The organism is Streptosporangium sp. LJ11 (assembly GCF_051918945.1).
Classification (GTDB): domain Bacteria; phylum Actinomycetota; class Actinomycetes; order Streptosporangiales; family Streptosporangiaceae; genus Streptosporangium.
Window position 1 is genome coordinate 288,186 of record NZ_JBPXMB010000009.1, and the last position, 25,237, is coordinate 313,422.

Genomic DNA, 25,237 nt, shown 5'->3' on the forward strand with positions numbered 1-25,237 from the left:
ATTGGACTAGACCATTCGGGGGACCGTTCGCGGGCCGTTCCCGCGGTCTCCGGCGGGCCGTCCCGACGGCCCACCGGGTGATCGTCAGGTGGCCGCGGAGGTCGCCTCCAGGAGGGCCGGATATCTGGAGAAGGCGATCTTCCCCGCGGTCCTGCGGCCGCCCCAGGAGACCAGCAGCCCGTACGGCACCGCCAGCACGCTGACCCAGGTGAGGCCGAACAGGACCGGCAGGACGATCGGCAGCGCGAGCAGGCCGGTGCCGATCAGCGCGGCGAACGACCCCGCGAAGGCGATACCGCCCTGCCCGGGGGCCGCGCCGGTGAAGGCGTTCAGGCGCTCGGGCACGGTGTACGGCATCAGCACGCTGGTCAGCGCGCCCACGCCGAGCCCGGTCCCGAGGACGCCCCAGGCGGTGAGCGTGGCCGGGACCGCCCAGGTGACGTTCCCGGCCGGCAGCGCCGCGACCGTGGCGAGCACGAGCAGCAGCGGGACCGCGATCGTCGCCACGGCCAGGTGCCGCCCGGCGATGTCGGTGCGCCAGTCGCGGTCGGTGCCGTAGGCGACGGCGTTCGTCCACAGGGAGCGGCCGTCGATGCCGAAGGCGTTGCACCCCTGGATGCTGATCATCAGCGCACCGATGCAGGCGGGGAGGATCGCCAGGAAGCTCCCGGCCGCGCCGTCGCTCTCCCCGTACATCGAGAAGGCCATGATGCCGGTGACCGCGACGGCGGCGAACCAGCCGACCCTGCCCCGCGGGTCGCGGCGGGCGTACTTGAGCTCCTTGCCCGCGACCGCGGCGAGCGGGCCGTCGGGCAGGATCCTGGCCAGCAGGCCCTGGGAGTTGCGCACCGACGCGCCCTGGGTGGAGGCGTCGGAGGAGACCAGGGCGCGGCGCAGCGCGGCGATCCACAGCCACCCGGCCCCGGCGACCAGGACGGCGAGCAGGGCCGACCCCGCGACCGCCGGGAGACCCCCGTCGGCGATGGAGCGGGCCGCGACGCCGGAGGGGGTCCAGCTCAGCACCGAGGCGACGTCGTGCAGCACGGCCCTGGGGTCGGCCGACAGGCCGCCGTTGAGCAGCAGGTTGGGCAGCTGGGCCGCCAGGATGAAGAAGATCACCGAGACGGCCAGCACGTCGCGGCCCCTGCGGGTGCGCAGGATCCCCGACAGCGACGTGGTGACCAGCCGGGAGAGCACGACGCAGAGCGCGAAGTGGAGCAGCACCGCGACCAGGCCCAGGATCACCCCGCCGATCCCGGTGGCCAGGCCGACGACGGCCCCGGCCATCACGGCCAGCGAGGCGAGCGGCCACACGCCGGTGACCGAGGCGGCGAACATGCCGGTGGCCAGCCGGCCGGTACCCAGCGGGAACAGCGCCAGGCGCGACGGGTCGAGCGTGTCGTCCAGCCCGAACGCCAGCAGCGGCACGACCGCCCAGCCCACCAGGAAGACGGTGAACACCACGGTCGCGACCTCCAGGGCGACGTCGGCGGGCGCGAGGCGCAGCGTGGCCGTCAGCAGGAAACCGAGGGCGCCGAAGAGGAAGGCGGCGATCGCCGTGAAGACGAACCCCAGCAGGCGCTCGGTGCTGCCGCTCAGGTTCCCGGCGACGAGCCGCAGTTTGAGCCGTACGAACACCATGGGTCCCACCCGCACGGCACCCGCGCCCGCCGCGCCGGTGTCTCCCCGCACGCCCGCTCTCACCCCGTCATCCCTTCCGTCCCCCTGCCGCCCGGTCCCTTCCGGCGCGCTCACGAGGGGGTCGCGCCCAGCCACGACAGGCCCTCCCGTCCCCTCGGGCCGTCGTCGCCGCCCCGGGCGCCGACCAGGCCGAGAAAGGCCTCGTTGAGGCCTCGGCCCGCCCTGACCTCGTCCAGCGGCCCCTGGGCGACGATCCGCCCGCGGTCCATCACCGAGACCCAGTCGCACAGCCGCTCGACGAGCTCCATGACGTGACTGGAGAAGACCACCGTCGACCCGGAGGCGGTGTAGCGCCTGAGCACCTCGACGAGCGTGTTGGCGCTGACCGGGTCGACGCCCTCGAACGGCTCGTCGAGGAAGAGCACCGCGGGGTTGTGCAGCAGCGCGGCGGCCAGGCCGATCTTCTTGCGCATGCCGGTGGAGTAGTCGACGACGAGCTTGTCGGCCGACTCGGTCAGGTCCATGACCTTCAGCAGCTCCTCCGCCCGCCGCCCCACCTCGTCCCTGGGGATGCCGCGGAGCTGGCCGTTGTAGGAGAGCAGTTCCCTGCCCGACAGCCGCTCGAACAGGCGCAGCCCCTCGGGGAGCACGCCGATGCGGCCCTTGACCGCGACCTGGTCGCGCCAGACGTCGGCGCCCCCGACGTGGACCGAGCCGTCGTCGGGGCGCAGGAGGCCGGTGACCATGCTGAGCGTGGTGGTCTTCCCGGCGCCGTTGGGGCCGACCAGCCCGGCGAAGCTGCCCTGCGGCACCACCAGGTCGACACCTCCCACGGCCACCTGCTGCCCGAACCTCTTGAGCAGCCCCCGCGTCCTTACCGCCTCCGTGACGTCCGGCATGGCGCCTCCCCTTCCGCGGCCCGCGCGATCGGCCGCCTCGCACGGGAAACGAACGATCGCCCCCGATAGTTCGCGATGTGAGACGACGGTTACCCTGCTGGGATGAGCGAGTCCCTGAGCGCCGAACCACTGGATTCCGGACCCGACATCCACACCACGGCCGGGAAGCTGGCCGACCTGGAGCGCCGCCTGGGCGAGGCGGCCCACGCGGGTTCGGCGCGCGCCGTCGAGAAGCAGCACGCCGCGGGGAAGATGACCGCCGGGGAGCGGGTGCTCGCCCTCCTCGACGAGGGCAGCTTCGTGGAGTTCGACAAGCTCGCCAGGCACCGGTCCACGAGCTTCGGCCTGGAGCGCGAGCGGCCGTACGGCGACGGGGTCGTGACCGGGTACGGCACGGTCGACGGCCGCCCGGTGGCGGTGTTCGCCCAGGACTTCACCGTCTTCGGCGGCTCCCTGGGCGAGGTCTTCGGCGAGAAGATCGTCAAGGTCATGGACCACGCGCTGAAGACCGGCTGCCCGGTGATCGGGATCAACGACTCCGGAGGGGCGCGCATCCAGGAGGGCGTCGTCTCGCTGGGCCTGTACGCCGAGATCTTCAAGCGGAACGTCCACGCCTCCGGGGTGATCCCGCAGATCTCGCTGGTCATGGGCCCCTGCGCGGGTGGCGCCGTCTACTCGCCCGCGCTCACCGACTTCGTGCTGATGGTGTCGGAGAAGTCGCACATGTTCATCACCGGCCCCGACGTGATCAGGACGGTCACCGGCGAGGAGGTGACGTTCGAGGAGCTCGGCGGGGCGCACACGCACAGCTCCCGCTCGGGCGTGGCCCACTACGAGGCGTCCGACGAGGCCGACTGCCTGGAGTTCGCCAGGGCGCTGCTGTCCTACCTGCCGTCCAACAACATGGACGAGGCCCCGGCGTTCGACGCCGATCCGCCGCTGGAGACCACCGACGAGGACCGCGAGCTCGACACGCTGATCCCCGACTCGGCGAACCAGCCCTACGACATGCACACGGTTCTCGAACACGTCCTGGACGACGGCGAATTCCTGGAGGTGCACGCGCAATTCGCGCCCAACATCCTCGTGGGTTTCGGCCGGGTCGAGGGGCGCTCGGTGGGGATCGTCGCCAACCAGCCGATGAGTTTCGCCGGCACGCTGGACATCGCGGCCTCGGAGAAAGCCGCGAGATTCGTCCGTACATGCGACGCCTTTAACATTCCCGTCCTGACATTCGTCGACGTCCCGGGATTCCTGCCGGGCACCGACCAGGAATGGAACGGGATCATCCGGCGCGGCGCCAAGCTGCTCTACGCCTACGCGGAGGCGACCGTGCCCCTGGTCACGGTCATCACCCGCAAGGCGTACGGCGGGGCGTACGACGTCATGGGGTCCAAGCACCTGGGCGCCGACGTCAACCTGGCCTGGCCGACCGCGCAGATCGCGGTGATGGGCGCGCAGGGCGCGGTCAACATCCTCTACCGGCGCGAGCTCGCCGCGGCCGAGGACCCGGACGCCCAGCGGGCCAGGTTCGTCACCGAGTACGAGGACACGCTCGCCAACCCGTATCTCGCGGCCGAACGTGGGTATGTGGACGCCGTGATCCGCCCTTCCGACACCCGGGTCCAGATCGTCAAGGCGCTGCGGACCCTGCGCAACAAGCGCGCGACCCTGCCCCCGAAGAAGCACGGGAACATCCCGCTATGAGACATTTGAAGATCATTAAAGGAGATGCGACACCCGAGGAGATCGCCGCGGTGGTGATCGCCATCTCGACGCGTGCCGCACCGGCGAGTCCGGCGTCGAAAGCCTCGCAGACATCGAAATCCTGGAGCAATCACTCACATCGCATGCGAAAAGCACTTCCTGTCGGGCAAGGCGCATGGCGATCGAGCGCACTGCCGAGATAGATCCCGGGAACAGGGTGTCAAGTTGCGCGAGAGTTGGGACCATCTAAGAAATGGGCGCATATAGTCAGCCGATCAGCTAGTTCCGAGGCCTGGAGGACGACATGACCATCCTGGACCTCACGTCACGTCCCATCGCCGCGAAGTACGCCGTCCTGGTCGACGTCGGTTATCTGTACGCGGCGGCCGGGGAGGTGCTCCTGAGTGCCAAGGAGCGCAAGGAATACCGGGTGGCGGCGGACGAGCTGATCCAGGCGTTGCAGAAGCACGCGGAGGAGCGCATCCACGGCGAGCTGCTCCGGATCTACTGGTACGACGCCGCCCGCGACCGGGTGCCGACCGTGGACCAGCGGGTCATCGCCCAGCTGCCCTGGGTCAAGGTGCGCCTGGGCAACCTGAACGCGCGGGGCCAGCAGAAGGGCGTGGACGCGCAGATCAGGAGCGACCTGGAGGCGCTGGCCAGGCACCACGCGGTGAGCGACACGATACTGCTGGCCGGGGACGAGGACATGGTCCCCGCCGTCGAGGCCGCCCAGGCCTACGGGGTGCGGATCCACCTGTGGGGCGTGGAGCCCCCCTACGGCACCAACCAGGCCGAGCGCCTGGTCTGGGAGTCCGACACCGTCGAGATCATCAGCGCCGACTTCCTGCGGTCCTTCTTCAGCCGCGCCCCCGCGCCGGTGCCGGTGCCGGTCCCCCCGGTCGCCCCCTCCCCCGCCCAGGTCTTCGCCGGGCGCACCACCGCCGCCAAGCCCAAGGCCCCGGTGGGACAGGTCACCAAGCTGGGCCCGAGCCGCCCGCGCGTCGAGGAGGTCGGCGAGCACGTGGCCCAGAAGTGGATCCTCACCCGCGGCCGCGACAACATCCGCGACCTGCTGCCAGGGCCGATCCTGCCCACGGTGATCGACACCGAGCTGCTCATCGAGGCGGAGAAGGAGCTGGGCCACTCCCTGCGCCCCTACCCCGAGGCACGCGTCTGGCTCCGCGACGGATTCTGGGCACGCGTCTACCGGGAGTTCGAGATCGGGGTCGGCGTCTCCTCCAAGTGAGGCCTTCCACCGGGGGCGACGCCGACCCGCGCGGGACGCCCGCCGGGTACCGGAGTCCCGGCCGTCACGCCCGTGTCCGCCTCCCCGCCGGTCCGGCTCTCGGGCAGGCCGGCCCCCCATGACGGCCACCACGGCCACGTCCGATTCCCGCCAGCCGTACCCCGCGCGCCGCGGGTAACGTCGTCGGCGTGTCCGTGAAAGAGCTCGACTTCGACTCCTGTTATCGCGCGGTGGCCGCGAGGGACGCCCGGTTCGACGGGCGGTTCTACACGGCGGTCACCTCCACCCGCATCTACTGCCGGCCGATCTGCCCGGCACGTACCCCCTCCACCCGCAACGTGCGGTTCTACCGCCACGCGGCCTCCGCCGAGGCGGCCGGGTTCCGGCCGTGCAAGCGCTGCCGGCCGGAGCTGAGCCCCGGCGATCCCGGCTGGGACCACCGGGGCGACCTGGTCGGCCGGGCGCTCCGGCTGATCGACGAGGGCGTGGCGGACGACGGCGGGATGACCCGGCTGGCCGGACGGCTGCACATCACCGGACGGCACCTGCACCGGCTGTTCACCGCGGAGATCGGCGTGGGCCCGCTGGCCGTGGCCAGGACCAAGCGCCTGCTGCTGGCCAAGCAGCTGCTCACCGAGACCGGGCTGCCGATCGTCGACGTGGCGTTCGCGTCGGGCTTCGGCAGCGTCCGGCAGTTCAACGCGACCATGAAGGACACCTACGGCTTCACCCCCGGCGAGCTGCGGGCGACGACGGGGGGCAGGTCCGGGATGTGCGGCGACGCCCTGACCCTGCGGCTGCACCGCAGGGAGCCGTACGACGCCGCGACCCTGATGCGGTTCCTCGGGGCGAGGGCGATCCCCGGCCTGGAGCGCGCGGACGACACGTCCTACAGCCGGGCCGTCCCCGGCGGCACGATCACCCTCACCCCCGGGCCCGGCCACGTACGGCTGGACGTGAGCGTCGACGACACCCGCCGCCTGGCCAGGATCGTGGCCCGCTGCCGCCGCCTCCTCGACCTCGACGCGGACCCCGAGGCCATCTCCTCCGCCCTCGGCGCGACCTCGCTGGGACCGCTCGTCGCCGCCCGCCCAGGACTGCGCGTGCCCGGCGCCTGGGACGGGTTCGAGGTGGCCGTCCGCGCCGTGATCGGCCAGCAGATCTCCGTCGCGGGCGCCCGTACCATCCTCGGCCGCGTCGCGGCCCGGGCCGGGCGCCCCACCGGCGGGCAGGGGCTGACCCACCTGTTCCCGTCCGCGGAGGAGCTCGCCGAGGCCGACCTCGGCGGGCTGGGCCTGACCGGGCGGCGGGTGGCGACGCTGAAGGCGCTCGCCACGAGGGTGGCGGGCGGCGAGATCGACCTGGACGGCGCGCAGGAGCCCGCGGAGGCGGTCGCCGGGCTGCTGGAGGTTCCCGGGATCGGGCCGTGGACCTCCGGCTACATCGCGCTGCGGGCGCTGCGCGACCCGGACGCCTGGCCGGGCGGAGACCTCGGCCTGCGGCGGGCCATGGCCTGCCTGGGCATCCCCGAAGATCACATCGAGCGGTGGCGCCCCTGGCGGGCGTACGCCGCGCTGCACCTTTGGAGCTCGGAATGATAGAGGCACAGGTTCTCGACACCCCGGTCGGCCCGCTGGCCATGCTCGCCCGCGAGGGCGTGCTGCTGGCGGCGGGCTTCACCACCACGGGGCCGGACGAGATGTTCGCCCGGCTCTCCCCGGAGCTGCGCGCCGAGGGGCTGACCCTCACCGACGATCTGGGCCTGCCCGCGCGGGCGGTACGCGACTACCTGGACGGCGACCTGACCGCCCTCGACGCGGTGCCGGTGGAACAGCCGGGCACGCCCGTCCGGCAGCGGCTGCTCACCGCCCTGCGCCAGGTGCCCGCGGGCGTCACGATCAGCTACGCCGAGCTCGCCGAGCGGGCGGGGCTGCCCAGGACCGCGGCCAGGGCCGCCGGGAGCGCGTGCGCGCGGAACCTGATCGCGCCGTTCGTCCCCTGCCACCGCATCCTGCCGTCCACCGGCGGGTACGGCGGCTACTACTACGGCACCCCGGTCAAGCAGTGGCTGCTCACCCACGAGGGGGCACCGGCCGCCGAACGGCTCCGGATCCGGCAGGAGGGCCGCTGACCGGCCTTCCCCACCGTGCCCCGCACCTCGCCGTGGCCGGTCACGGGCACGTGACCGGCCCGGACGGCTAGCCGGTCTTCCTGACCGTGCTCTGCACCTCGCCCACCGGGACGTCACGGGTGGCCCCGGCCTCGACCGGGTCGTAGACGAAGGGCGCCACGTCACCCCCGACACCCTCGACCCCGATGTCCCAGAGCGCGGTGACCTCCAGCACGTAGACGCCGCGTGGCTGGTCGATCGAGGCCCGTCGATAGATCACCCCGCAGGTGAGGTCGTCGTCGGCGGCGCCCTTCCGGTACGGCGTGCCGCCCGTTTCGCACCCGCTGTCCTTGACCTCCGCCCGTTCCTCGGTGGTGCCCGGGTCGATCTCGATCTGCCCACGGGTGGCGGTCACGGTGGCGCTCATGACCCCGGGCAGCGTCGCGGTCACGGACCTGGTGGTCTCGCCGACGTCGCCCAGCCAGACCCAGGTCGGCAGGTTGACGTAACTCTTGGCGTCCGGGTTGAGCTCGACCTTCGGCTCGGGCACGGTCAGCGCGGCGCGGGCTATGTCGACCAGCTCGGCCATGGTGATCCCGTTGGGCGGGGTGGTGCCGGGCGGCGCCCAGACGAACGCGTCCAGGGCGGTCCAGCAGGCCATGCCGTCCGGATCGGCCCCGTTGTAGGCGGGTGTCCACCAGCGGCCCTCCTGGCCGACCTTGTCCCGGAACTGCTTGAGGAACTCCTGGAACTTCTCCTCGGTGGCGTCCTTGGTGAAGCGGAACCACCATTCCCGCACCGCCTCCTGGTTCTCCAGCATCTCGGCGGCGTCGGCTCCGGGTTCGTACCAGCAGGGACGCTTGATCCGATAACCGTCGCTCCTGCCGCTGAGCCCGGTCCCGGTGATGATGATCTGGGAGTTCTGCAGACGGACTCCGGCGGTCGGTCCGTCCTGAAAACCCTCGCCACTGGGTGGCCCGGGATCGAGCAGCAGCAACCCCGCGATGACGATATTCGCGATCATCGAAGACATCCCTTCGCGCGTTCGCTGGGAAGTACGGCGTGACGAAACACCTTGATGCGCCAGATCCCGTCGTCGCCGCGCCGCATGCCCGCGGCTTGGAAGAAGGGCTCGCGCATCCATTTGGACTGGCGGGGCGCCTTTCTGCCGGTCGCCGCGTCGACCAGACGCAGCCCGCTCTGGTCGACGCACACGTCCAGCTGGGCACCGCGCCCGACGACCGAGCTGACGTTCGGCGCGTAGAGCCGCGCGGTCCCGCGTACCGAGCGACGCTCGTCGAGGAACTCCTGCACCCAGGAGAGTGAGCCCTTGCCCGCCTCGCCCTCCAGCGTGTCAAGGTAGGCGGTGTCCTTACCCCCGCTCACAACGGCCTTGAGGGATCCCGCGTAGAAGTCGCGGAAAACCTCGATCATCGCGGTCGTGTCCGCGTTCGGCGCGGCGGGCCACTCGACCAGAACCTTGACCCCCGAGGCGACCCGGACCGTCTCCGTCCGCGGAGCCGGCGCCGTCTGCCGCGACGTGCCCGGTGAGGCCTCCTCCGCGGGGAGGTCGGCGGGGACGAACGGCTGAGCCTCCGGTGAGGCGCAGCCCGTCAGCATGACCAGGGCCAGGGCGATCATGGCACGCACACCGACGACGCTAGAAGCGCCCGCCTTGCCGGACCACCGGTATGAACGATTCGGCATGGTTCCTCGCGCATTCTCCGGGCGTGATGGGTTCACCTGGGCCGTCACGCCGTCGGGGCCGAGCGCATCCGCCACGAGGGCAGCAGCTCGTCGATGAGGGCCTCGGTCTCGGGGGCCATCCCGCCGCCGTAGGGGTGGGAGGCGGCCCGCCGGTGCAGGGCCTCGACCACGGCGCGCAGGCGGACGGGGTCGGCGGTGAGATGGGTGGCCCGCAGCAGGTCGCGCCAGAGCCCCTCGTCGTCGGCGGCCAGCAGCAGCCCGGCGCGCACCGCCGCCACGGCCTGGTCGGTCTCGCCGCGGGCCAGCCGCACCTCGCAGAGCCGGTGCGCGGCGTCCGCGACGCCCGCGGTCACGTTGTACTCCAGGTCGTCGGCGGCCAGCCAGGCGTAGCGGCCACGCGGGCGGCCGTTCAGCAGCGGGCCCCGTACCAGGCTCAGTGCCCGCTCGAGGAGCGCGGGGCGCCCGGCGGGGTTGGCGTGCGACTGGCGGACGAGGTCGCGGAAGAGCATCCAGTCGGTGCGCACCTCGGGACCGAACCGGAGCCGCCCGGACTCGTCGGCGTAGAGGTTGGGCCGCCCCTGGCTGTCGGTGCCCAGCCAGGCGACGACCCTGGCGATCGTGGCGTCCCTGACCACCGGCTGCACGCCCCTCGGCCAGAGGATGCCGCCGAGCACCACGGGGTGGACGCCGCCGGGGTGCGTCGCCAGGTAGACGGCCATCTCGACGGCGATCACGGCCCGCCCCTCCTCCATGGGCGGGGGGCCGACGACCTCCGCGGGGCCGAGGACGCGCACCTCGACCGAGGGCGTGTGCGTGACCGGCTCCGGCTCGTCGGGAAGCGGCTCTCCCTCCAGCCGCTCGGTCGCCAGGAACAGGTCGACCAGCGCCCGGTACTGGCGGCGGGGCAGCAGCTGCGCGGCCACGTCGAAGCCGAGCGCGTCGATCTCGGCGCGGCCCTCCTCGGTGATCGTCCAGTTCCAGGTGGCGTGCGGCACGTCGCCCGCGATGACGTACCCGGCGGCCGTCCTGACGCCCTTCCTGGCGAGCAGCGCCAGCCGGCGGCCCTCCTCGGGGGTGGGGGCGATCGCGGACAGCAGGTAGTGCGGGGTGCAGACCGGGTCGGCGGCGCGCCCGTGGATCCGGCCGGTGAGCACCTCACCGCCATGAGTGCGCCCCCCGGCCCCGGCCTCCAGCTCGGGCAGGATCTCCGCCAGGCCGCCCACGTACCTGATCCGGTCGGAGGCGATCGCGGTCAGCTCCTCGCCGAAGCCGACCAGGGTGACGCGCATCCGGTCCGACCAGCGGTTGGTGGCCAGCTCCACGGCGAGCGCGGCCAGGGCGGCGGTGGTCTGCGGGCCGTTGATACTGATCGTCCCGTGGGCGGCCTCCAGGTCGACGAGCACCCGGCCCTCGCCGTTGGAGCCGAGCGAGACCAGCCCCGGGTACGGGGCGGGCGCGTCGGCGAGCGCCCGCTCGTCGAGCATCCGGCCCTCGTGCGCGGGAAGCCGCCAGACCTGGCCGCCGTCGTGGGCGGTCCAGGGGGCGGGGGCGTCGGGGTCGGGCGGGTGGATCCACAGGTCGAGGGTCTGCGGCGACAGGTGGGCGGCGTAGATCGTGGGCGGGACGCGGTTCTGGGCGGCGAGGGACCTGCCGAGGAGCCGGAGCCCGACGTCGAGCATCCGGCTGCCGGGGGCGTCGGCACCGAGCCTGAGCGCGAGCTCGGCCTGGGCGGCGTCGTCCCTGGGCCGGGTGATCCGGTGCCCGAACGCCCGGTGCCAGAGCTGCTGCCTGCGCCTGCGTCCGAGCGCCGCCAGCAGCCCGGCCGCCGCGAGCGAGGCCCCCGCCAGGTAGTCGAGCATCCCCAGCCCGGTGTCCTGCCCGCTGCCGGCGCTGTCAGTGCCGTCAGTGCCGTCGGCGGGTGCCGCCACCGCCGGGTCTCGCCGTTCCACCTGTCCGGGGTCCTGCCGCCCGCTGTCGGGCACGGTGTGCGACGGGCGCTCGGCCGCGTCGTGGCGCGCCTGTCCAGGACCGGTCTCCCGCGTCCCGTCGGCACCGATCCTTTCGCCGGCCCTTTCGCCGCTCCTGTCACCGGCCCTGTCGCGGGGGTCGGCGACCTCGGGCGCGGGCTCCGCCGGAAGGTCGGCGCGGCCGGGGGTGAAGGTCTGGGTACGGCCGTCCAGCTCCACCGGCTTGTCCCGGTGGTCCTTGAGGGTGTCGTCGCGCGGCTGGGAGGCCGGGACGAGGTGGATGTTGCGCGCGTCGTCCGGCATGTCCAGAACCCAGCCGGGCCTGATCAGGTCGGCCATGTGGAGGCGGCTGCCGTCGGGCTGTTCCTTGTGCTGGTTGAGCCGGTAGATCTCCGGGTAGCGGCGCCCGTCGCCGAGGCACTTCTCGGCGATCTCCCACAGGCTCTCGTGGTGGCGCCCGTGCGGCGGTTGCACCACGTAGACCTTCTTGGCCTTCTGCACCGGCTCCAGCTCGGCCCGCTCGTCGGCGGCCGGGCCGGACGTCGTGGAGAGCCCGGTGGAGACGATGCCGGGAGCGGCGGGCGGCAGGCTGGTCAGCTTCGCGATCGGCAGGGCCACCGCCGAGACGGTGAACAGCAGCATGGCCGCCGAGACCAGCCGGTTGGCGAACATCTGCGTGCCGCCGGAGAGCGGAACCCGGGCCGGCATGCCGACCCGGCGCAGCCCGGCGTAGATCTCGACCAGCACGCAGACGACCAGCTGCAGCCACGCGAGCCAGACCAGCAGCACGAGGATCGCGATGATCGTGCTCGTGCCCACCTGGCTGGTCAGCAGGTCGAGGTTGAGCAGCTCGGGCGGGAGCGGCGGCCCGGCCAGCCGGAACAGCGCGTAGGGGACCCCCGCGATGAGCGCGACCAGGACGGCCAGCGCGCCGAGACCCGCCAGCAGGTCTCCCGGTGTGCGCCTGGCCTTGATGCGCGCGGGCTGTCGCGTGGGCATTCGTCTCCCTCCCCGTCCAGATTCGTCGTCGGTCAACCGGTGGGCCAGCGATTCACGGCAATTGGTCTTCCCCGATGTCCGGCCCGGCCGTGGCCTCGGCCTCCATGTCCGAGCCGGGGAAGCCGAAGGCGGCCAGGAAGAACGCCTTCCAGGTGACGGAGACGTTCACGATGACCTCGGCCTGGTCGCCGCCGAGCGTGCACTCCGTGAGCCGTACGTCGCCTCCGCCGTGGGCGGAGACGATCTCCTCGGCCTTCCCGCAGGTCTCCCCCTCCCCCAGCAGCCGGGCCTCGCCGGTGGCGCGCAGGTGCTCGACGTCGATCTGGTCGGCGGCGGCCCTGGCGGCCTGCTCGGCGACGTCGGCCGCGCGCAGCCGGGCGTTGATCGCGGCCCCTCCGTCGACGAGCAGCCCGGCCAGCAGGAACACCACCACCGAGAAGATCACCGTGAAGATCGACATCGACCCCCGCTCGCCGAGCCCGCCCGGCCGCGCGCGGCGCCCCTTCCCACCGGCCGGACGCACCGGATGCCCGGCCGTCCGGCACGCCACCGACGAGCGCGGGAGCCTCCGTCGCGCCGCCGGGCGCGGGAGTCCTCGCCACCCCGCCGGGCGCGGGGGCCTCCGGCGCGCCGCCGGGCACACGGGTCCGCTCCGCGCGGCGGCCGGGCGGGCGGGGCTCCGGCGCGCCCTGACGGCCGGGGGCGGCGGGTCCACGGGGTTCACTCCTCGACCCTCCGGAACTGCTCCAGCGGGACCACCGAGTCGCCCTTCATCTCCTTGGCCGCGCCGAAGCCCAGGAACTCCAGGTCCAGGGAGCAGGTCACCTCGGCGTGGACCTGGCCGCCCTCCTCCCAGTCCCCGGACAGGCTGACCTCCGGCTCGCACTCGCCCGACAGGGCGCCGCGGGCCGCCTCGTCCGCGGCGGCCTCGGCGTCGGACAGGGTGCGCTCGACGGAGGCGGCCCTGGCGGCGTCCCTGGCGGCGCCGTTGACCTCGCCCTGGGCCTCCACCACCCTTCCCGCGCCCACCAGGAACAGCAGGAACAGCAGGAAGACCGGGGCGAGCAGCACCGTCTCGGTGCTGAGCGACCCGCGGTCGCCGCCGGTCTTGGAGATCAAGGGGATCACTCGCACCCTTCGCTCCCGTCGTCTGGCCGGAAGCACTCGATGGGACCGCCGAAGCGCGCGGTGACGGTGAACGTGGTGGACGGCAACAACGGGACGACCTGGACCGCCGAGGCGGTCACCTCGACGCCCCGCCGGTCGCCCTCCTCCCAGGCCGTGACCGTGGCGCCCTCGAGGAGTTTCGGGCCGACGGCCCGGATCAGCTCCTGGGCGCGGGACTCGGCGTCCTGCTGCCAGGACTCGGTGTCGACCCGGGCGAGCCGCGCCCCCTCCCTGGCCGCGGCGTCGGCGATCTGGCGTCCGTGGAACCACAGGGCGGTCTGCACGATGAGCAGGATGACGACCAGCAGCACCGGCATGATGATCGCCAGCTCGACGACCGTGGCGCCGCGCTCGCCGCCACGGTCTCCGGCGCCGGAGCGCCCGCCGCGTCCACCGCGTCCACCGCGCTGCGGCCTTCCCGCCCGGTCGCGCCCGCCGTCCCTCTCCCGGTTCTCCCGGTTCTCCCGGTCGCGGTACCGCGAGCGATCACGGGTCGCCAAGTTCGCCGCCCCCGCCCCCGCCGCCTCCGCCGCCCCCGCCGAACTGGTTGGAGATCTCGGCCTGCTTCCCCTCGACGAGGGTCTTGATGAGGGTGGCGAGTCCGAGCGCCACCCCGGCGATGATGGCCGTGATGATGACCCATTCGACGGCGGAGGCCCCCCGGGTGGGGGCGCTGCGCGCCTTCTCTATCCGGACGCTCAGAACGGCGGCCGCGTAGACGATCCACGGATGGCTCAGCATGGTCAGGACCCCAACATCTTCATAGCGGCCGGAAAACTCAGAAAGATCACAAAGCCCGCGCAGAGCAGGAGCTGGGCGACGAGCATCGACTGGGAGCGCTCGCCCGCCTGCCCCTCGATCTCGGCGAGCTCCCGGCGCCGCATGGTCGCGGCGCGGGCGGTGAGGGAGGAGCGGACCTTGGCGCCGTCGTCGGCGACCAGGCCGAGCGCGGCGGACAGGTCGCGCAGCTCGTCGACGTTGATCTCGTCACCGAGCTGGCCGAGAGCCTGCCAGGGGGTGATGCCGACGATCCTGGCGTTGCCGAGCGCCTCACGGATGCGGGACATCGCCCAGTTGGCCCCCTCGTCGTCGGGACCCGGGCTGCCCACGGAGACCGCCATCATCAGCGCCTCCGGCACCCCCCGCCCGCCCGCCAGGTTCATCGCGACGAGATCGAGGAAGGAGCCGACGACGTGCCGGAAGTCGCGGCGCATCCGCGAGGCGTCCCGCTTGACCTGCAGGTCCGGCAGGACGAAGAAGACCCCGGCGACCGCGAGCGCCGCCCACAGCGGGACGGTGAGGGAGATCCCCCACTCCATCAGCACCAGCCAGCCGACCAGCAGCGGGAACGCCAGCAGCCCGGAGACCGCCAGCAGCACCTTGGTGGCCAGGAAGCCCTCGAACGACCTGCCGAGCAGTGCGAGGTCGGCCCTGGCCGAGCGCGCCTCCCAGCCCCTGGCGGCGTAGAAGCGGGCCATCCGCTCGCCCAGGCCGCGCCGGAACGCGCTGACCTCCTCGTCGGGCAGGATGAGCCGGGCTCGGGGCGCGTCGGTGCCCTCCCTGGCGGCGTCGAGGGCCAGCAGTCGTGTCACCAGCCCGGGACGGGCCGGGAACAACGCCCGCAGCAGCAGGAACAGGCCCATTCCGAGCACCGAGCCGGCGAGCAGCGCCTCAGTCATCGCGCACCTCACCTCCGGAGGGCAGGCCGAGCAGGCGGGCGGGCTTGTCGAAACGGGCCAGGCGGCGCATCCAGGCGAACCCGGCGCCGAAGAGCCCGGCGACCACCACGAGCACGGCCTGGCCGAGCGTGTTGTCGTACTCCTCGACGTAGGAGGGGTTGAACACGACGAGCATCACGGCGAAGGCGACGGCCGTACCGACCACGATCTGCACGCTGCGGCGGGTGGAGCGGCGCTCGGCCTCGACCCGGCGGCGCATGTCGAGCTCCTCGCGCGCCGACACCGCCAGCGCGCCGAGGACGTCGCGCAGGCCGGGGCCGCGCAGCTTGGAGTTGAGGATGAGGGCGGCCACGACCAGGTCCGCGGAGGGGTCGTCGAGCTCGTCGGCGAACAGCCTGAGCGCGTCGGGCAGCGCCATCCTGGTGTGCAGGCGGTCGACCATGGACCGCAGGTGCGGGCGGAGCGTGGGGGCCGCCGCCCGGATCGAGGACGGGATCGCCTGCTCCAGCCCGGCCGCTCCGGCGATGGTGTCGCGGAGCGACTCGGTCCAGGCGGCCAGGGCCTCCAGCCGCCGCATCGCGGTCCGCTCCTCCGCGGCGCCGCCGGACAGGCCCCGCCAGGCCATCGCGAGGAGCACGGCTCCCACCGCCATGACCGGCCACCCGGTCACCACGAGCACGATCACCCCGGCGATCGCCCCCACCGCGGTCCGGGTGGACAGCGCGCGCAGGAACTCGCGCCTGCCCGCCGTCCTGCCGGGGGTGGCCGGCCTGGCGGGCACCCCGTACAGGGAGAGGAAGAGCAGGAACAACCCGGCGCCGAGTGCGAGGCCGGAGAGCAGCACCAGCGGGTCGAACAGGCCCGGCGGAAGGGAGGTCATGCCCAGCCTCCCGGGTCGTAGCCGAAGTGGGCCAGCTCCTCCAGGCACGACAGCGGCGCGTGCGGCACCACCCGGCCGTCGGGCGCCGTCGCGAACACCTCGGAGGAGAGCACCCGGCCGTCGACTCCGGCCACCTCGCGCACGCTCGACACGAAGCGGCGCAGCCTGCCGCCCACCGCGTAGTCGTTGCGCTTCTCGATGAACACCACGAAGTCGATCGCGCCCGCGATGAGCATGTGGGTGGCCTCGATCGGCAGCCGCTCGGTGGCCTGGAGCGCGTAGGTGGCGATGCGGTTGAAGACCTCCATCGAGGAGTTGGCGTGGATGGTCGACAGCGAGCCGTCGTTGCCCTGGGTCATCGCGTTGAGCATGGTGACGATCTCGTCGCCGAGAACCTCGCCGACGATCACCCGGGACGGGTTCATGCGCAGGGAGCGGCGGACCAGCTCCGCCATGGTGATCTCGCCCTGTCCCTCGGAGTTGGGGAGCCTTTGTTCGAAGGCGACCACGTTGGGATGGAGTTCGGGAAACTGGTCGAGGCCGAGTTCGAGGGCGCGCTCGACGGTGATGAGCCGCTCGGACGGTGGAATCTCATTGGCGAGGGCGCGCAACAGCGTCGTTTTCCCGGCGTTGGTCGAACCGGAAATCATGATGTTCTTCCTCGCCGCCACCGCGGCCGAGAGAAAACGCCCCAATTCCGGGGTCAGGCTGCCGTTTCCCACGAGATCGGTGAGAAACACCTTGCCCAGCCGGGAACGGCGGATGGAGATGGACGGGCGCACCGTCACGTCCATCACGGCCGAGAGACGGGAGCCGTCGGGAAGGCGCAGATCGAGCTGGGGGTTGGCGGTGTCGAACGGCCTGCTGGACAGGCCGCTGTAGGCGGCGAGGATCTGGATCAGCTCGACCAGCTCCTCGTCGGACTCGGCCACCGGGTCGCGCATGAGCTCCTGGCCGTCGGCGTAGCCGACGAACACCCGGTCGCAGCCGTTGATGTCGATGTTCTCGACCTCGGGGTCGTCGAGCAGCGGCTGGAGGCGGCCGACGCCGAACAGGGCGGCGTGGATCCCCGCGGCCAGCGCCTCCTCCTCCTCGGCGGTCGGCGGCGTCCTGCCGACGCCGATCTCGCCGCGGGCGAACTCCTCCAGGATCTGGGCGATCAGGGCACGGGCGAACTGGCGCTCGTCCTCGCCGGTCATCGGCGGCAGGCCGCTGGCCTGGTCGAGGCGGCGCTGGTGGGCCAGCCTGTCGCCGACGTCCTGCCGGAAGCGCTTCACCAGCGTGTGGTCGATGGTCACGGTCTCGCCCCGCCCGACGGCTCGACGGGCGAGCGGGACGGCTCGGCGGGCAGGCGGGCGGCCTGCTCCCGGGCGCGATAGGCCGACTCCGCCGACTCCTGGGCGCGGAGCTGGGCGTCGAGGCGACCGCCCAGCTCCCTGGCGGTGCGGATCAGCAGGGAGCGGTCCAGCCGCCCGCCCCACTGGCCGCGCAGCAGCTCCGCGCCCTTGGGGTCGTGCGCGAGCCCGCTCACGAAGGCGACGTGCCTGCCGGTGCCCGTGACGATCCGGCGCACCTCGTCGATGGTCGTGCGGTACTGGCGGGGGTCGGCGATCACGACCACCCCCACCTGGGGCTCGCGCGGCATGATCTGCAGGCGTTCGCGCAGGTGGGCGACGTGGTCGAGGCTGGCCCTGGTGAACAGCACGACCAGCGAGGCCTCGGTGGTCAGCTCGGCGAGCTGGGGGTGCCCGCCGATGCGCCCGCAGTCGGCCAGCACGTCGGCGTCGGGCATCGTGGCCAGCGCCCGGCCGAGCGGGCCCCAGAGCCAGGTCAGCCCGGACGCCTGCTCGCCGTGGGTCAGCCCGGCCAGCACGTCCAGGCCGCCGATGATCTTCTGGGTGTGCTCGTGGATCTGGTCGGGGTGCAGGCCCCGGCGGGCCGTGGCCCCCAGGGTGAGCAGGCCCCTGGCGGGGTTGAGCACGCCGCCGTCGGCGGCGGGCAGGCGGTAGGCGAGGTCGCCGCCCGCCGGGTCGCACTCGGCGAGCAGCACCGGGCGCGGCCAGATCGCGCCGAGCGCGGTCGCCGCCGTGGTCACGCCGGGTGCGCCCTTGTCGGCGGCCAGCACGATGAGCGCCACGTCAGCGCGCTCCCGGCAGCTCGGCGAGGGCGATCTCGCCGGTGGAGGCGTACGCGACGATCTCCGGCGAGATGGTGCTGTCCACGATGATGGTGACCAGGCCGTTCGCCCCGGTCCTGCCCGGCGTGCCGATCTGGTGGACCAGGGCGCTCTGCGCCAGCACCCGGCTCTCCCGGTCGCCGCCGGCGCCCCTGCTCGGCACGTGGACGACCTGGACCCGGTCTCCGCGCTCCAGGGTGCCCGGTGTCTGGCCGGGTTTGAGCGACAGGCCGACCTGGGCCTTGCCGGGGCCGAGCTCCCTGCTGGCGGAGACCACCATGTCGCGGGTGAGGAGCGTGCCGGGGATGAGGGTGACGCGGGCGAAGTTCTCGGTGACGCGGGCGCGCTGGGACCAGGCCACGTAGCCGATGCCGGTGTCGGCGATCTGGACCTCCCTCAGCATCGCCTCGGTGAAGGGTTGTCCGGCGCCGACCTGCTGGGAGATGGCGATCGCCGAGACGCGGTCGCCGCTGCGCAGGACGAGCAGCGTGGTGGCGAGGGCACCGCCCAGGATGAGGAGGACGGCGAGGGCGGCGAGGGCTGGTTTGCGCTCGCGTGGGGGCACGGGAAGCTTGCGCGACGCCGGGCCCGACAGGGTGCCCGCCGAGGTCTGACGCTCGGCGTTGACCGGGACGCGGCCCGTTGGCTTCTCACTGGTCCTCATGGGTAGGGGGACTCCCAGAGTGATCATAAACATGGGGAACTACTGGTCGAATTTACGCCATTATGCGCACCATGCCGACGGGCTGTCGGACAAAAGCCAGGACCCATGCTCGTTTGATAGGAACACGTCTGTCAACGCCACTTCAGAAGAAAATGGCTGTTTGGCTAGATGACGGGAGACTTATCTGGGTGATAAGGACGGTAATTAACTCTCGTACCAATCACCTCATCTTTTTCACGCCTCATTCGCGTGTCCGGCTCCGGCCGTCTTCACCCGCCCCTTCGCCCGCCCCCACCTCCGGCGCACTCCGGGCGCGGACCGGAACCCGCCGCTCCCCCCGGTTCTCCGAACAGGTTTTCCACAGCCCGGCGCCGCGGGCAGGTCACCGCCCGCACGCCCTCGCATCGCCGAATGCCCACCTCGGGCGGCATAACCGGTCAACACCCCCGGACAGTTATCCACAGGTTTTGCCGTTTTCCACATACCGGTCGCGAGTCAGGACATTGCCGCGAACACTCTCTCGGGGACGGTTTTCACTCTGTACGGTGGATCCGGGGCCTGACCCGAGGAGAGCGGCGATGCGGATCATGCTCACCGTGCTCGACGAGCACGCCGACCGCGATGTCGTGGTCGAGGGCGACGAAACGACCACGGTGGCACGGCTCGCGGAGTCCCTGGCGGGCCAGGGAGGCGAGCGGCCGAGCAACGTGGTGCGGCTGACGCGCAGCAAGGCCCCGTACGGGCTGGATCGCGACTCCGCCGGGGCCGAGCCACCGACGCTCTGGATGGACGGCCGCCCCCTCGACCCGGCGGCCCCCGCGCTCGGCCTGCTCCGTGACGGCGACCTCGTCACCCTCGACCGCTCCCTCGCGGTGGCCACGCTGGCCGAGGAGCCCGGCGGGATCGTGGAGATCCGGGTGGTCGGCGGGCCCGCCGCCGGCTCTGTGCACCGCCTCAGCCTGGGTGTGCACACCATCGGTTCCGACCCCGCCTGCTCGGTGGCCGTGACCGACCCTCGGCTGCCCGCGCGGGCAGCGGTGGTCCGGCTCACCCCGGACGCCATCACCGTGGAACCCGGGGAGGGTACGACCCCCCTGCTGGACCGCGACCCCCTGGAGGGTCCGCTGCCCTGGCCCGAGCACGCCCTGCTGAGCTGCGGCGGGACCGTGCTCACCCTCAAGGCGGTGGAACCGCCCGACGCCCACCTGGACGCGCAGCCCGACGGCGGGCTGGCCTACAACCGGCCGCCCAGGTTCCGGCCGCCGGGCGGCGCGCGGCGCTTCGAGGTCCCGGCCGAGCCCAAGCGGGCCGAGACCATGCGGCTGCAGCTGCTCACCGCCTTCCTGCCCGCCGCGCTGGGGGTGGGCCTGGCCATCGCCCTCAAATCGCCGTACTTCCTGCTGTTCGCGTTCATGACGCCACTGATCATGATCGGCCAGTGGTGGAGCGACAGGCGGCACGGCCGCAAGCAGTACCGCCAGCAGCTCAAGGAGTACAAGGCGCGGCTGAAGGTCTTCGAGGCGGCCGTGGAGCGCGCCCGCGCCGACGACGAGACCGCCCGCCGCGCCGCCGCGCCCGACCCCGCCGAGGTGCTGCTCACCGTGACCGGCCCCCGGCGGCGGCTCTGGGAGCGGCGCGACCACGACCCCGACGCGCTGCGGCTGCGGGTCGGCCTCGCCGACCTCCCCGCCGACCTGGAGTTCGCCCCCGAGCGCTCCGCGCCGGTCGACGCCCCGCTGCCCGCCCCGCCCACCTGCCAGGCGGTACCGGTGGCGCTGGCCATGCGCCGCCTGGGCGTCGCCGGCCTGACCGGGCCCAGGAACACGGCGGCCGGGGTGGCGCGCTGGCTGGTCGGCCAGGCCGCCGCCCTGCACAGCCCGCGCGACCTGGCGATCGTCGTCCTGTCCGCGCACGGCGACGGCGAGGAGCGCTGGAACTGGGTCCGCTGGCTGCCGCACTGCGCCCCGCGCGGCGGCGAGGACTGCGTTGCCCTGGTCGGCGCCGACCCGGACACCGCGGCCCGCCGGGTGAGCGAGCTCGCCGCGCTGATCGACGAGCGCCTCGGCGACGACGCCGCCGCGGGCCCCGCGGCCAAGCTGGGCCGCATCCCGGCCGGCTGGGGCGACCTGGGCGGAGCCGCGGGTACGGGTGCCGAGCAGCCGTACGCCGCCCCCGTCTACGACGAGCGCCCCTACGACGTGCTGGTCGTGCTCGACGGCGCGCAGGTGCTGCGCGCCCTGCCGGGCATGCCCCAGGTGCTGCGCCAGGGCCCCAGGGCGGGCGTCTACACCCTGGCGATCGACGGCGACCAGCGGCTGCTGCCCGAGGAGTGCGCCACCGTCGCCGCCGTGGAGGCCGACGGCACGGTACGGCTGCGCGGCGGCGGCCTGGACGACCTCGGGGAGATCCTGGCCGACCAGGTGACGGCCGCCTGGTGCGACCGGCTGGCCCGCTCGATGGCGCCGATCCGCGACGTCAGCCGCGACGACGCCGGAGTCGCCCTGCCGGACTCCGCGCGGCTGCTGGACCTGCTGGAGCTGCCGTCGGTCTCCGGCGCCGCCCTGGCCAAGCGCTGGGGCCGGGCCACCGAGGCCGTGGTGGGAGCGGGCCCCGAGGGGCCGTTCTCCATCGACCTGCGCAGGGACGGGCCGCACGCGCTCATCGCGGGCACCACGGGCGCGGGCAAGTCGGAGCTGCTGCAGACCCTGATCTGCTCGCTGGCGGTGGCCAACCGGCCGGACGAGATGACGTTCGTGCTGATCGACTACAAGGGCGGCGCCGCGTTCAAGGAGTGCGTGCGGCTGCCGCACACGGTGGGCATGGTCAGCGACCTCGACGGCCACCTGACCCAGCGGGCGCTGGCCTCGCTGGCCGCGGAGATCCGCCGCCGCGAGCGCCTGCTGCTGGCCGCGGGGGCGAAGGACATCGAGGACTACCACGAGCTGCGCGACGCCCGTACGGCCCGCGCCTCCCGCGACCTGCTCGTCGCCGGAGGCGGCCCGCAGGTCAGGCCGCTACGCGGGCGCGCGGCGTCCTCGGGGTCCTCGGGGACCCTGGAGCCCCCGGCCCCGCTGCCCCGGCTGGTGCTGGTCATCGACGAGTTCGCGGCCATGGTCAGCGAGCTGCCCGACTTCATGACCGGGCTGGTCGACATCGCCAGGCGGGGACGCTCGCTCGGCATCCACCTCATCCTCGCCACCCAGCGGCCCGGCGGCGTGGTGACCGCCGACATCCAGGCCAACACCTCCCTGCGGATCGCCCTGCGGGTCACCGAGGCGTCGGAGTCGGCCGACGTCATCGGCCGCCCCGACGCCTCGTACATCCCCAAGTCCGCTCCCGGCCGGTGCTACGTGAAGTCGGGCGCGGGGGCGGCGACGGCCGTGCAGACCGCGCGGATCGGCGGCCGGAGCCCCGGCGCCTCGGGCGGCGAGATGAGGGTACGGGTGACGGAGGTCGGCTGGCAGGCCCTGGGACACCCCAGGACGGTCCACGCCGGAGCCGAGAGCGGCCACGTCACCGACCTGTCCCTGCTCGCCGACGCCATGGTCGAGGCGGCCCGCCTCGCCGGGGTCGCGGAGCAGCCGAGTCCCTGGCTCGATCCGCTTCCCGACCTCGTGACCGTCCCCGTTCTCCCGGCGCCGCCCGTCCTGCCCGGTGACGCGCCCGGCGGGCTGCCGTACCGGGCGGGGGTCGAGGAGGTGCCGCCGCTGGCCTTCGGGATCACTGACCTGCCCTGGGCGCAGGACCGGCGGGCGCTGGCGCTCGACCTCGCCCACGGGGGGCACCTGCTCGTCGCGGGCGCCTCGCGCAGCGGGCGGTCCACCGCGCTGCGCACGCTGGCGGGGGCGATCGCCGCCGGGGCCTCCCCCGACGACGTGCACGTGCACGCGATCGACTGCGGCTCGGGATCGCTGCTGCCGCTGATGGCGATGCCGCACTGCGGGGCGGTGGTGACCCGCGACCAGCTCGACCGGGTGGAGCGGCTGCTGACCCGGCTGCGCGAGGAGGTGGGGCGGCGCCAGCAGCTCCTCGCCGAGGCCGGGTACGCCTCGCTGGCCGAGCTGCGCGCCGCCACGGACGGCCCGCGGCTGCCGTGGCTGGTCCTGATGCTCGACCGGTGGGAGGGGTTCGTCGCCGCGTTCGAGGCGTACGACTACGGGCGGCTGATCGAGTCGCTGATGCAGCTGCTGCGCGAGGGGCCCGCGGTCGGGCTGCGGGCCGTGCTGACCGGCGACAGGTCCGCGCTGATCGGGCAGATCTCCACGGTCTTCGACGACCGGCTGATCCTGCGGCTGGCCGACCCCTCCGACTACGGCCTGGCCGGACTGCCCGTCAAGGACCTGCCGGCGACCCTCGCGCCGGGCCGCGCGCTGTCGACCGGCGAGCACGGCACGACCGAGAGCCAGATCGCGCTGCTGTGCGACGACCCCTCGGGGCCCGCGCAGGTCGCCGCCCTCCAGGCGCTGGCCCGCTCGGCGCCGGAGATCGCCGCCGACCCGCCGCTGCGGGTGGACGCGCTGCCGATGCGCGTCACCGCGGCGCAGGTCCTGGACCTGGTGCCCTCTTTCCGGCCCCCGTCCCCGCTGTGGGCGCTGCTCGGCGCCGGAGGCGACTCGCTGGCACCGCTCGGCGTCGACCTGCTCGCCCACGGTCCCGCCGCGGTCGTCGCGGGCCCGCCCAGGTCGGGCCGGTCCACGGCACTGCTGACCGCCACCCACTCGCTGCTCTCCCACGGCACCCCCACGGTCCTGGTGACCCCGCGGCGCAGCCCGCTGTGCACGCTGGTGGACACCCCGGGCGTGCTGGCCGTGCTGGACGCGGGCGGCGACCTGCACGAGGCCGTCGCGGGGCAGGACCGCTACGTCGTGATCGTCGACGACGCGGAGCTGATCTCCGCGGACTCCCCCCTGGGCACCGCGCTGGAGCAGGTGCTGCGGAGCGGCAGGGACGGCGAGCACGGCATGATCATCGGTGGCACCACCGGGGACCTGACCACCGCCTACCGCGGCTTCGCGGCCGAGGCGCGCAAGGGCCGCACGGGCCTGCTGCTGTCGGTCCAGAGCCCCGCCGACGGCGACCTGTTCACCGTCCGCCTGCCGCGCGGCGCGGTCGGCGGTCCCCCCGGCCGCGGCCTGCTGGTGACCCTGGGCTCGGTGGTCCCCATCCAGGCCGCCGTCGCGTGAGGGCCGCCGTCCCGTGTGCCGTGTGCGTCTGCGCTTCGCGCGCCCCGCGCCGATCTGTGCCACCAATGAGAAAATGCCCCGACCCTCAAGGGCCGGGGCATTTCGGCGGACCGTTTCCTATCGCGTGGCGGACTCGATATTGCCGCGATAGGTGTTGATGACCCGGGAGGCCTCGGCGAGTTCCTCGGACATGCGCTGGAAAGCGGCCCGGTAGTTCTGCCAGGCCTCGCCAAAACGCTGGGCACCGGGCCCCGTCCAGGCGGTGCCGACTTTCGCGGCCTCCCGGTCGAGGGCGGCCACGGTGGCCCTGACCTGGTCGGCCTGCTGGGTGAACTGGGTGGCCATCTGCTGCATTTCCGCGGGATTGCCGCCGAGCAAGTTCTGGCTCATGCCAGTCTCCTTTGGATCGGTGTCGGGGGGAGTCGCCAAACGAAATCACGATAGGCGTAAGGATCACAGAGGTATCCGGGTTATGCCGAGCGGCTATGGACGTTCCCTCGGCCGCCGAGAGGCTAAACGTTCTCCATTGTCTTGATCTTTGATAATTCAAGGAGATGCAAGCGGTACGTGAGATTGCGACCCGCTCCCGGGCGGGCAGGACCCAGCACTCCCTCACGATCAAAGGGCGCCTACACTCCGTTGAAGGCCCGCCGGTCCTCCGTCCGCACGTACTGAAGGGAACGACGTCGGTGCACAAGGTCCTGATCGCCAATCGTGGTGAGATCGCGGTGCGGATCGCCCGCGCCTGTAAGGACGCCGGGCTGGCCAGCGTCGCCGTCTACGCCGACCAGGACCTGGACGCGCTCCATGTCCGGGCCGCGGACGAGGCCCGCGCGCTCGGCGGCCGGACTCCCGCGGAGACCTACCTCGACGTCGACAAGCTGCTGGGCGTCGCCGCCGAGGCCGGGGCCGACGCCGTGCACCCCGGCTACGGCTTCCTGGCCGAGAACGCCGGCTTCGCCCAGGCCGTGATCGACGCCGGACTGACCTGGATCGGCCCGCCGCCGGCCGCGATCACCGCGCTCGGCGACAAGGTGCAGGCCCGCCACATCGCCCAGAAGGTCGGCGCGCCGCTCGTGGCCGGTACCAAGGATCCGGTCTCCGGGAGCGAGGAGGTCGTCGCCTTCGCCACCGAGCACGGCCTGCCGATCGCGATCAAGGCCGCGTACGGCGGCGGCGGGCGCGGGCTGAAGGTCGCGCGCACCCTGG

At 73.1% G+C, this 25,237-nt stretch carries 22 protein-coding genes; 7 read left to right on the forward strand and 15 right to left on the reverse strand.

All coding sequences use genetic code 11. From position 1 onward, the window contains the following. Positions 1-84: 84 nt before the first annotated feature. Together ACTOQ3_RS16180 and ACTOQ3_RS16185 are read right to left on the reverse strand one after the other, a co-directional pair. Positions 85-1,704 carry a hypothetical protein gene (locus tag ACTOQ3_RS16180; RefSeq protein ID WP_440084185.1) on the reverse strand — a complete coding sequence of 540 codons (1,620 nt, stop codon included), beginning with the start codon at positions 1,702-1,704 and terminating at the stop codon, positions 85-87. A 47-nt stretch (positions 1,705-1,751) separates the two neighbouring features. Then, positions 1,752-2,540, reverse strand: a complete 789-nt coding sequence (locus ACTOQ3_RS16185; protein WP_440084186.1) for an ABC transporter ATP-binding protein — start codon at positions 2,538-2,540, stop codon at positions 1,752-1,754. Between the two features lie 102 nt (positions 2,541-2,642). Here ACTOQ3_RS16185 and ACTOQ3_RS16190 point away from each other — a divergent pair, with 102 nt between their 5' ends. The 5 genes from ACTOQ3_RS16190 to ACTOQ3_RS16210 all read left to right on the forward strand — a co-directional run bounded on the left by ACTOQ3_RS16190 (position 2,643) and on the right by ACTOQ3_RS16210 (position 7,627). Beyond that, positions 2,643-4,247: an acyl-CoA carboxylase subunit beta gene (locus tag ACTOQ3_RS16190; RefSeq protein WP_440084187.1), complete on the forward strand. Its 1,605-nt coding sequence runs from the start codon at positions 2,643-2,645 to the stop codon at positions 4,245-4,247. Further along, positions 4,244-4,450: an acyl-CoA carboxylase subunit epsilon gene (locus ACTOQ3_RS16195; RefSeq protein WP_440084188.1), complete on the forward strand. Its 207-nt coding sequence runs from the start codon at positions 4,244-4,246 to the stop codon at positions 4,448-4,450. The genes ACTOQ3_RS16190 and ACTOQ3_RS16195 overlap by 4 nt, the downstream gene beginning before the upstream one ends. 101 nt (positions 4,451-4,551) lie before the next feature. Continuing rightward, positions 4,552-5,496 (forward strand): NYN domain-containing protein, encoded by a 945-nt coding sequence (locus tag ACTOQ3_RS16200; RefSeq protein ID WP_440084189.1) that lies wholly within the window; start codon positions 4,552-4,554, stop codon positions 5,494-5,496. A 188-nt stretch (positions 5,497-5,684) separates the two neighbouring features. Then, complete coding sequence (locus tag ACTOQ3_RS16205) at positions 5,685-7,094, forward strand: AlkA N-terminal domain-containing protein (RefSeq protein WP_440084190.1); 1,410 nt, start codon at positions 5,685-5,687, stop codon at positions 7,092-7,094. Continuing rightward, positions 7,091-7,627 (forward strand): methylated-DNA--[protein]-cysteine S-methyltransferase, encoded by a 537-nt coding sequence (locus ACTOQ3_RS16210; protein ID WP_440084191.1) that lies wholly within the window; start codon positions 7,091-7,093, stop codon positions 7,625-7,627. Before ACTOQ3_RS16205 ends, ACTOQ3_RS16210 begins: the two co-directional genes overlap by 4 nt. Before the next feature lie 67 nt (positions 7,628-7,694). On the opposite strand, the gene ACTOQ3_RS16215 is transcribed toward ACTOQ3_RS16210, so the two are convergent. From ACTOQ3_RS16215 to ACTOQ3_RS16270, 12 genes are all read right to left on the reverse strand, one after another. Continuing rightward, positions 7,695-8,630 carry a hypothetical protein gene (locus tag ACTOQ3_RS16215; RefSeq protein WP_440084192.1) on the reverse strand — a complete coding sequence of 312 codons (936 nt, stop codon included), beginning with the start codon at positions 8,628-8,630 and terminating at the stop codon, positions 7,695-7,697. Next, positions 8,627-9,256 carry a hypothetical protein gene (locus ACTOQ3_RS16220; protein WP_440084193.1) on the reverse strand — a complete coding sequence of 210 codons (630 nt, stop codon included), beginning with the start codon at positions 9,254-9,256 and terminating at the stop codon, positions 8,627-8,629. The genes ACTOQ3_RS16215 and ACTOQ3_RS16220 overlap by 4 nt, the downstream gene beginning before the upstream one ends. Before the next feature lie 101 nt (positions 9,257-9,357). Next, positions 9,358-12,279 carry a hypothetical protein gene (locus ACTOQ3_RS16225; protein WP_440084194.1) on the reverse strand — a complete coding sequence of 974 codons (2,922 nt, stop codon included), beginning with the start codon at positions 12,277-12,279 and terminating at the stop codon, positions 9,358-9,360. Between the two features lie 52 nt (positions 12,280-12,331). Beyond that, positions 12,332-12,739 carry a pilus assembly protein TadG-related protein gene (locus ACTOQ3_RS16230; protein WP_440084195.1) on the reverse strand — a complete coding sequence of 136 codons (408 nt, stop codon included), beginning with the start codon at positions 12,737-12,739 and terminating at the stop codon, positions 12,332-12,334. A 260-nt stretch (positions 12,740-12,999) separates the two neighbouring features. After that, on the reverse strand, positions 13,000-13,413 hold the full coding sequence (locus ACTOQ3_RS16235; protein ID WP_440084196.1) for a TadE/TadG family type IV pilus assembly protein: 414 nt from the start codon (positions 13,411-13,413) through the stop codon (positions 13,000-13,002). Then, on the reverse strand, positions 13,404-13,946 hold the full coding sequence (locus tag ACTOQ3_RS16240) for a TadE/TadG family type IV pilus assembly protein (protein WP_440084197.1): 543 nt from the start codon (positions 13,944-13,946) through the stop codon (positions 13,404-13,406). The genes ACTOQ3_RS16235 and ACTOQ3_RS16240 overlap by 10 nt, the downstream gene beginning before the upstream one ends. After that, the gene (locus ACTOQ3_RS16245) at positions 13,933-14,187 is read right to left on the reverse strand and encodes a hypothetical protein (protein WP_362839087.1); all 255 of its coding nucleotides are present in this window, start codon (positions 14,185-14,187) and stop codon (positions 13,933-13,935) included. The genes ACTOQ3_RS16240 and ACTOQ3_RS16245 overlap by 14 nt, the downstream gene beginning before the upstream one ends. Before the next feature lie 2 nt (positions 14,188-14,189). Beyond that, positions 14,190-15,125, reverse strand: a complete 936-nt coding sequence (locus ACTOQ3_RS16250) for a type II secretion system F family protein (RefSeq protein WP_440084198.1) — start codon at positions 15,123-15,125, stop codon at positions 14,190-14,192. Next, positions 15,118-16,005, reverse strand: a complete 888-nt coding sequence (locus ACTOQ3_RS16255) for a type II secretion system F family protein (protein WP_440084199.1) — start codon at positions 16,003-16,005, stop codon at positions 15,118-15,120. The genes ACTOQ3_RS16250 and ACTOQ3_RS16255 overlap by 8 nt, the downstream gene beginning before the upstream one ends. Continuing rightward, complete coding sequence (locus tag ACTOQ3_RS16260; RefSeq protein WP_440084200.1) at positions 16,002-17,303, reverse strand: CpaF family protein; 1,302 nt, start codon at positions 17,301-17,303, stop codon at positions 16,002-16,004. The genes ACTOQ3_RS16255 and ACTOQ3_RS16260 overlap by 4 nt, the downstream gene beginning before the upstream one ends. After that, positions 17,300-18,142 (reverse strand): hypothetical protein, encoded by an 843-nt coding sequence (locus ACTOQ3_RS16265; RefSeq protein ID WP_440084201.1) that lies wholly within the window; start codon positions 18,140-18,142, stop codon positions 17,300-17,302. Before ACTOQ3_RS16265 ends, ACTOQ3_RS16260 begins: the two co-directional genes overlap by 4 nt. A gap of 1 nt (position 18,143) precedes the next feature. Next, entirely contained in the window at positions 18,144-18,845 is a 702-nt protein-coding gene (locus ACTOQ3_RS16270; protein ID WP_362839076.1) for a hypothetical protein, read from the reverse strand. A 578-nt stretch (positions 18,846-19,423) separates the two neighbouring features. Here ACTOQ3_RS16270 and ACTOQ3_RS16275 point away from each other — a divergent pair. Further along, a complete protein-coding gene (locus ACTOQ3_RS16275; protein ID WP_440084202.1) occupies positions 19,424-24,028 on the forward strand; it encodes an FtsK/SpoIIIE domain-containing protein in 4,605 nt (1,534 codons plus the stop codon). 117 nt (positions 24,029-24,145) lie between these two features. On the opposite strand, the gene ACTOQ3_RS16280 is transcribed toward ACTOQ3_RS16275, so the two are convergent. Beyond that, the gene (locus ACTOQ3_RS16280; RefSeq protein ID WP_344889587.1) at positions 24,146-24,418 is read right to left on the reverse strand and encodes a WXG100 family type VII secretion target; all 273 of its coding nucleotides are present in this window, start codon (positions 24,416-24,418) and stop codon (positions 24,146-24,148) included. A gap of 299 nt (positions 24,419-24,717) precedes the next feature. Here ACTOQ3_RS16280 and ACTOQ3_RS16285 point away from each other — a divergent pair. After that, positions 24,718-25,237, forward strand: a 520-nt coding sequence (locus tag ACTOQ3_RS16285; RefSeq protein WP_440084203.1) for a biotin carboxylase N-terminal domain-containing protein, incomplete at its 3' end; no start/stop codon positions are given.

Coding starts and splice junctions, on each gene's coding strand:
- ACTOQ3_RS16185 (WP_440084186.1), bottom strand. CDS start 2,540: ATGCCGGACGTCACGGAGGCGGTAAGGACGCGGGGGCTGCTCAAGAGG.
- ACTOQ3_RS16190 (WP_440084187.1), top strand. CDS start 2,643: ATGAGCGAGTCCCTGAGCGCCGAACCACTGGATTCCGGACCCGACATC.
- ACTOQ3_RS16195 (WP_440084188.1), top strand. CDS start 4,244: ATGAGACATTTGAAGATCATTAAAGGAGATGCGACACCCGAGGAGATC.
- ACTOQ3_RS16200 (WP_440084189.1), top strand. CDS start 4,552: ATGACCATCCTGGACCTCACGTCACGTCCCATCGCCGCGAAGTACGCC.
- ACTOQ3_RS16210 (WP_440084191.1), top strand. CDS start 7,091: ATGATAGAGGCACAGGTTCTCGACACCCCGGTCGGCCCGCTGGCCATG.
- ACTOQ3_RS16215 (WP_440084192.1), bottom strand. CDS start 8,630: ATGATCGCGAATATCGTCATCGCGGGGTTGCTGCTGCTCGATCCCGGG.
- ACTOQ3_RS16225 (WP_440084194.1), bottom strand. CDS start 12,279: ATGCCCACGCGACAGCCCGCGCGCATCAAGGCCAGGCGCACACCGGGA.
- ACTOQ3_RS16230 (WP_440084195.1), bottom strand. CDS start 12,739: ATGTCGATCTTCACGGTGATCTTCTCGGTGGTGGTGTTCCTGCTGGCC.
- ACTOQ3_RS16245 (WP_362839087.1), bottom strand. CDS start 14,187: ATGCTGAGCCATCCGTGGATCGTCTACGCGGCCGCCGTTCTGAGCGTC.
- ACTOQ3_RS16250 (WP_440084198.1), bottom strand. CDS start 15,125: ATGACTGAGGCGCTGCTCGCCGGCTCGGTGCTCGGAATGGGCCTGTTC.
- ACTOQ3_RS16255 (WP_440084199.1), bottom strand. CDS start 16,005: ATGACCTCCCTTCCGCCGGGCCTGTTCGACCCGCTGGTGCTGCTCTCC.
- ACTOQ3_RS16270 (WP_362839076.1), bottom strand. CDS start 18,845: ATGAGGACCAGTGAGAAGCCAACGGGCCGCGTCCCGGTCAACGCCGAG.
- ACTOQ3_RS16275 (WP_440084202.1), top strand. CDS start 19,424: ATGCGGATCATGCTCACCGTGCTCGACGAGCACGCCGACCGCGATGTC.
- ACTOQ3_RS16280 (WP_344889587.1), bottom strand. CDS start 24,418: ATGAGCCAGAACTTGCTCGGCGGCAATCCCGCGGAAATGCAGCAGATG.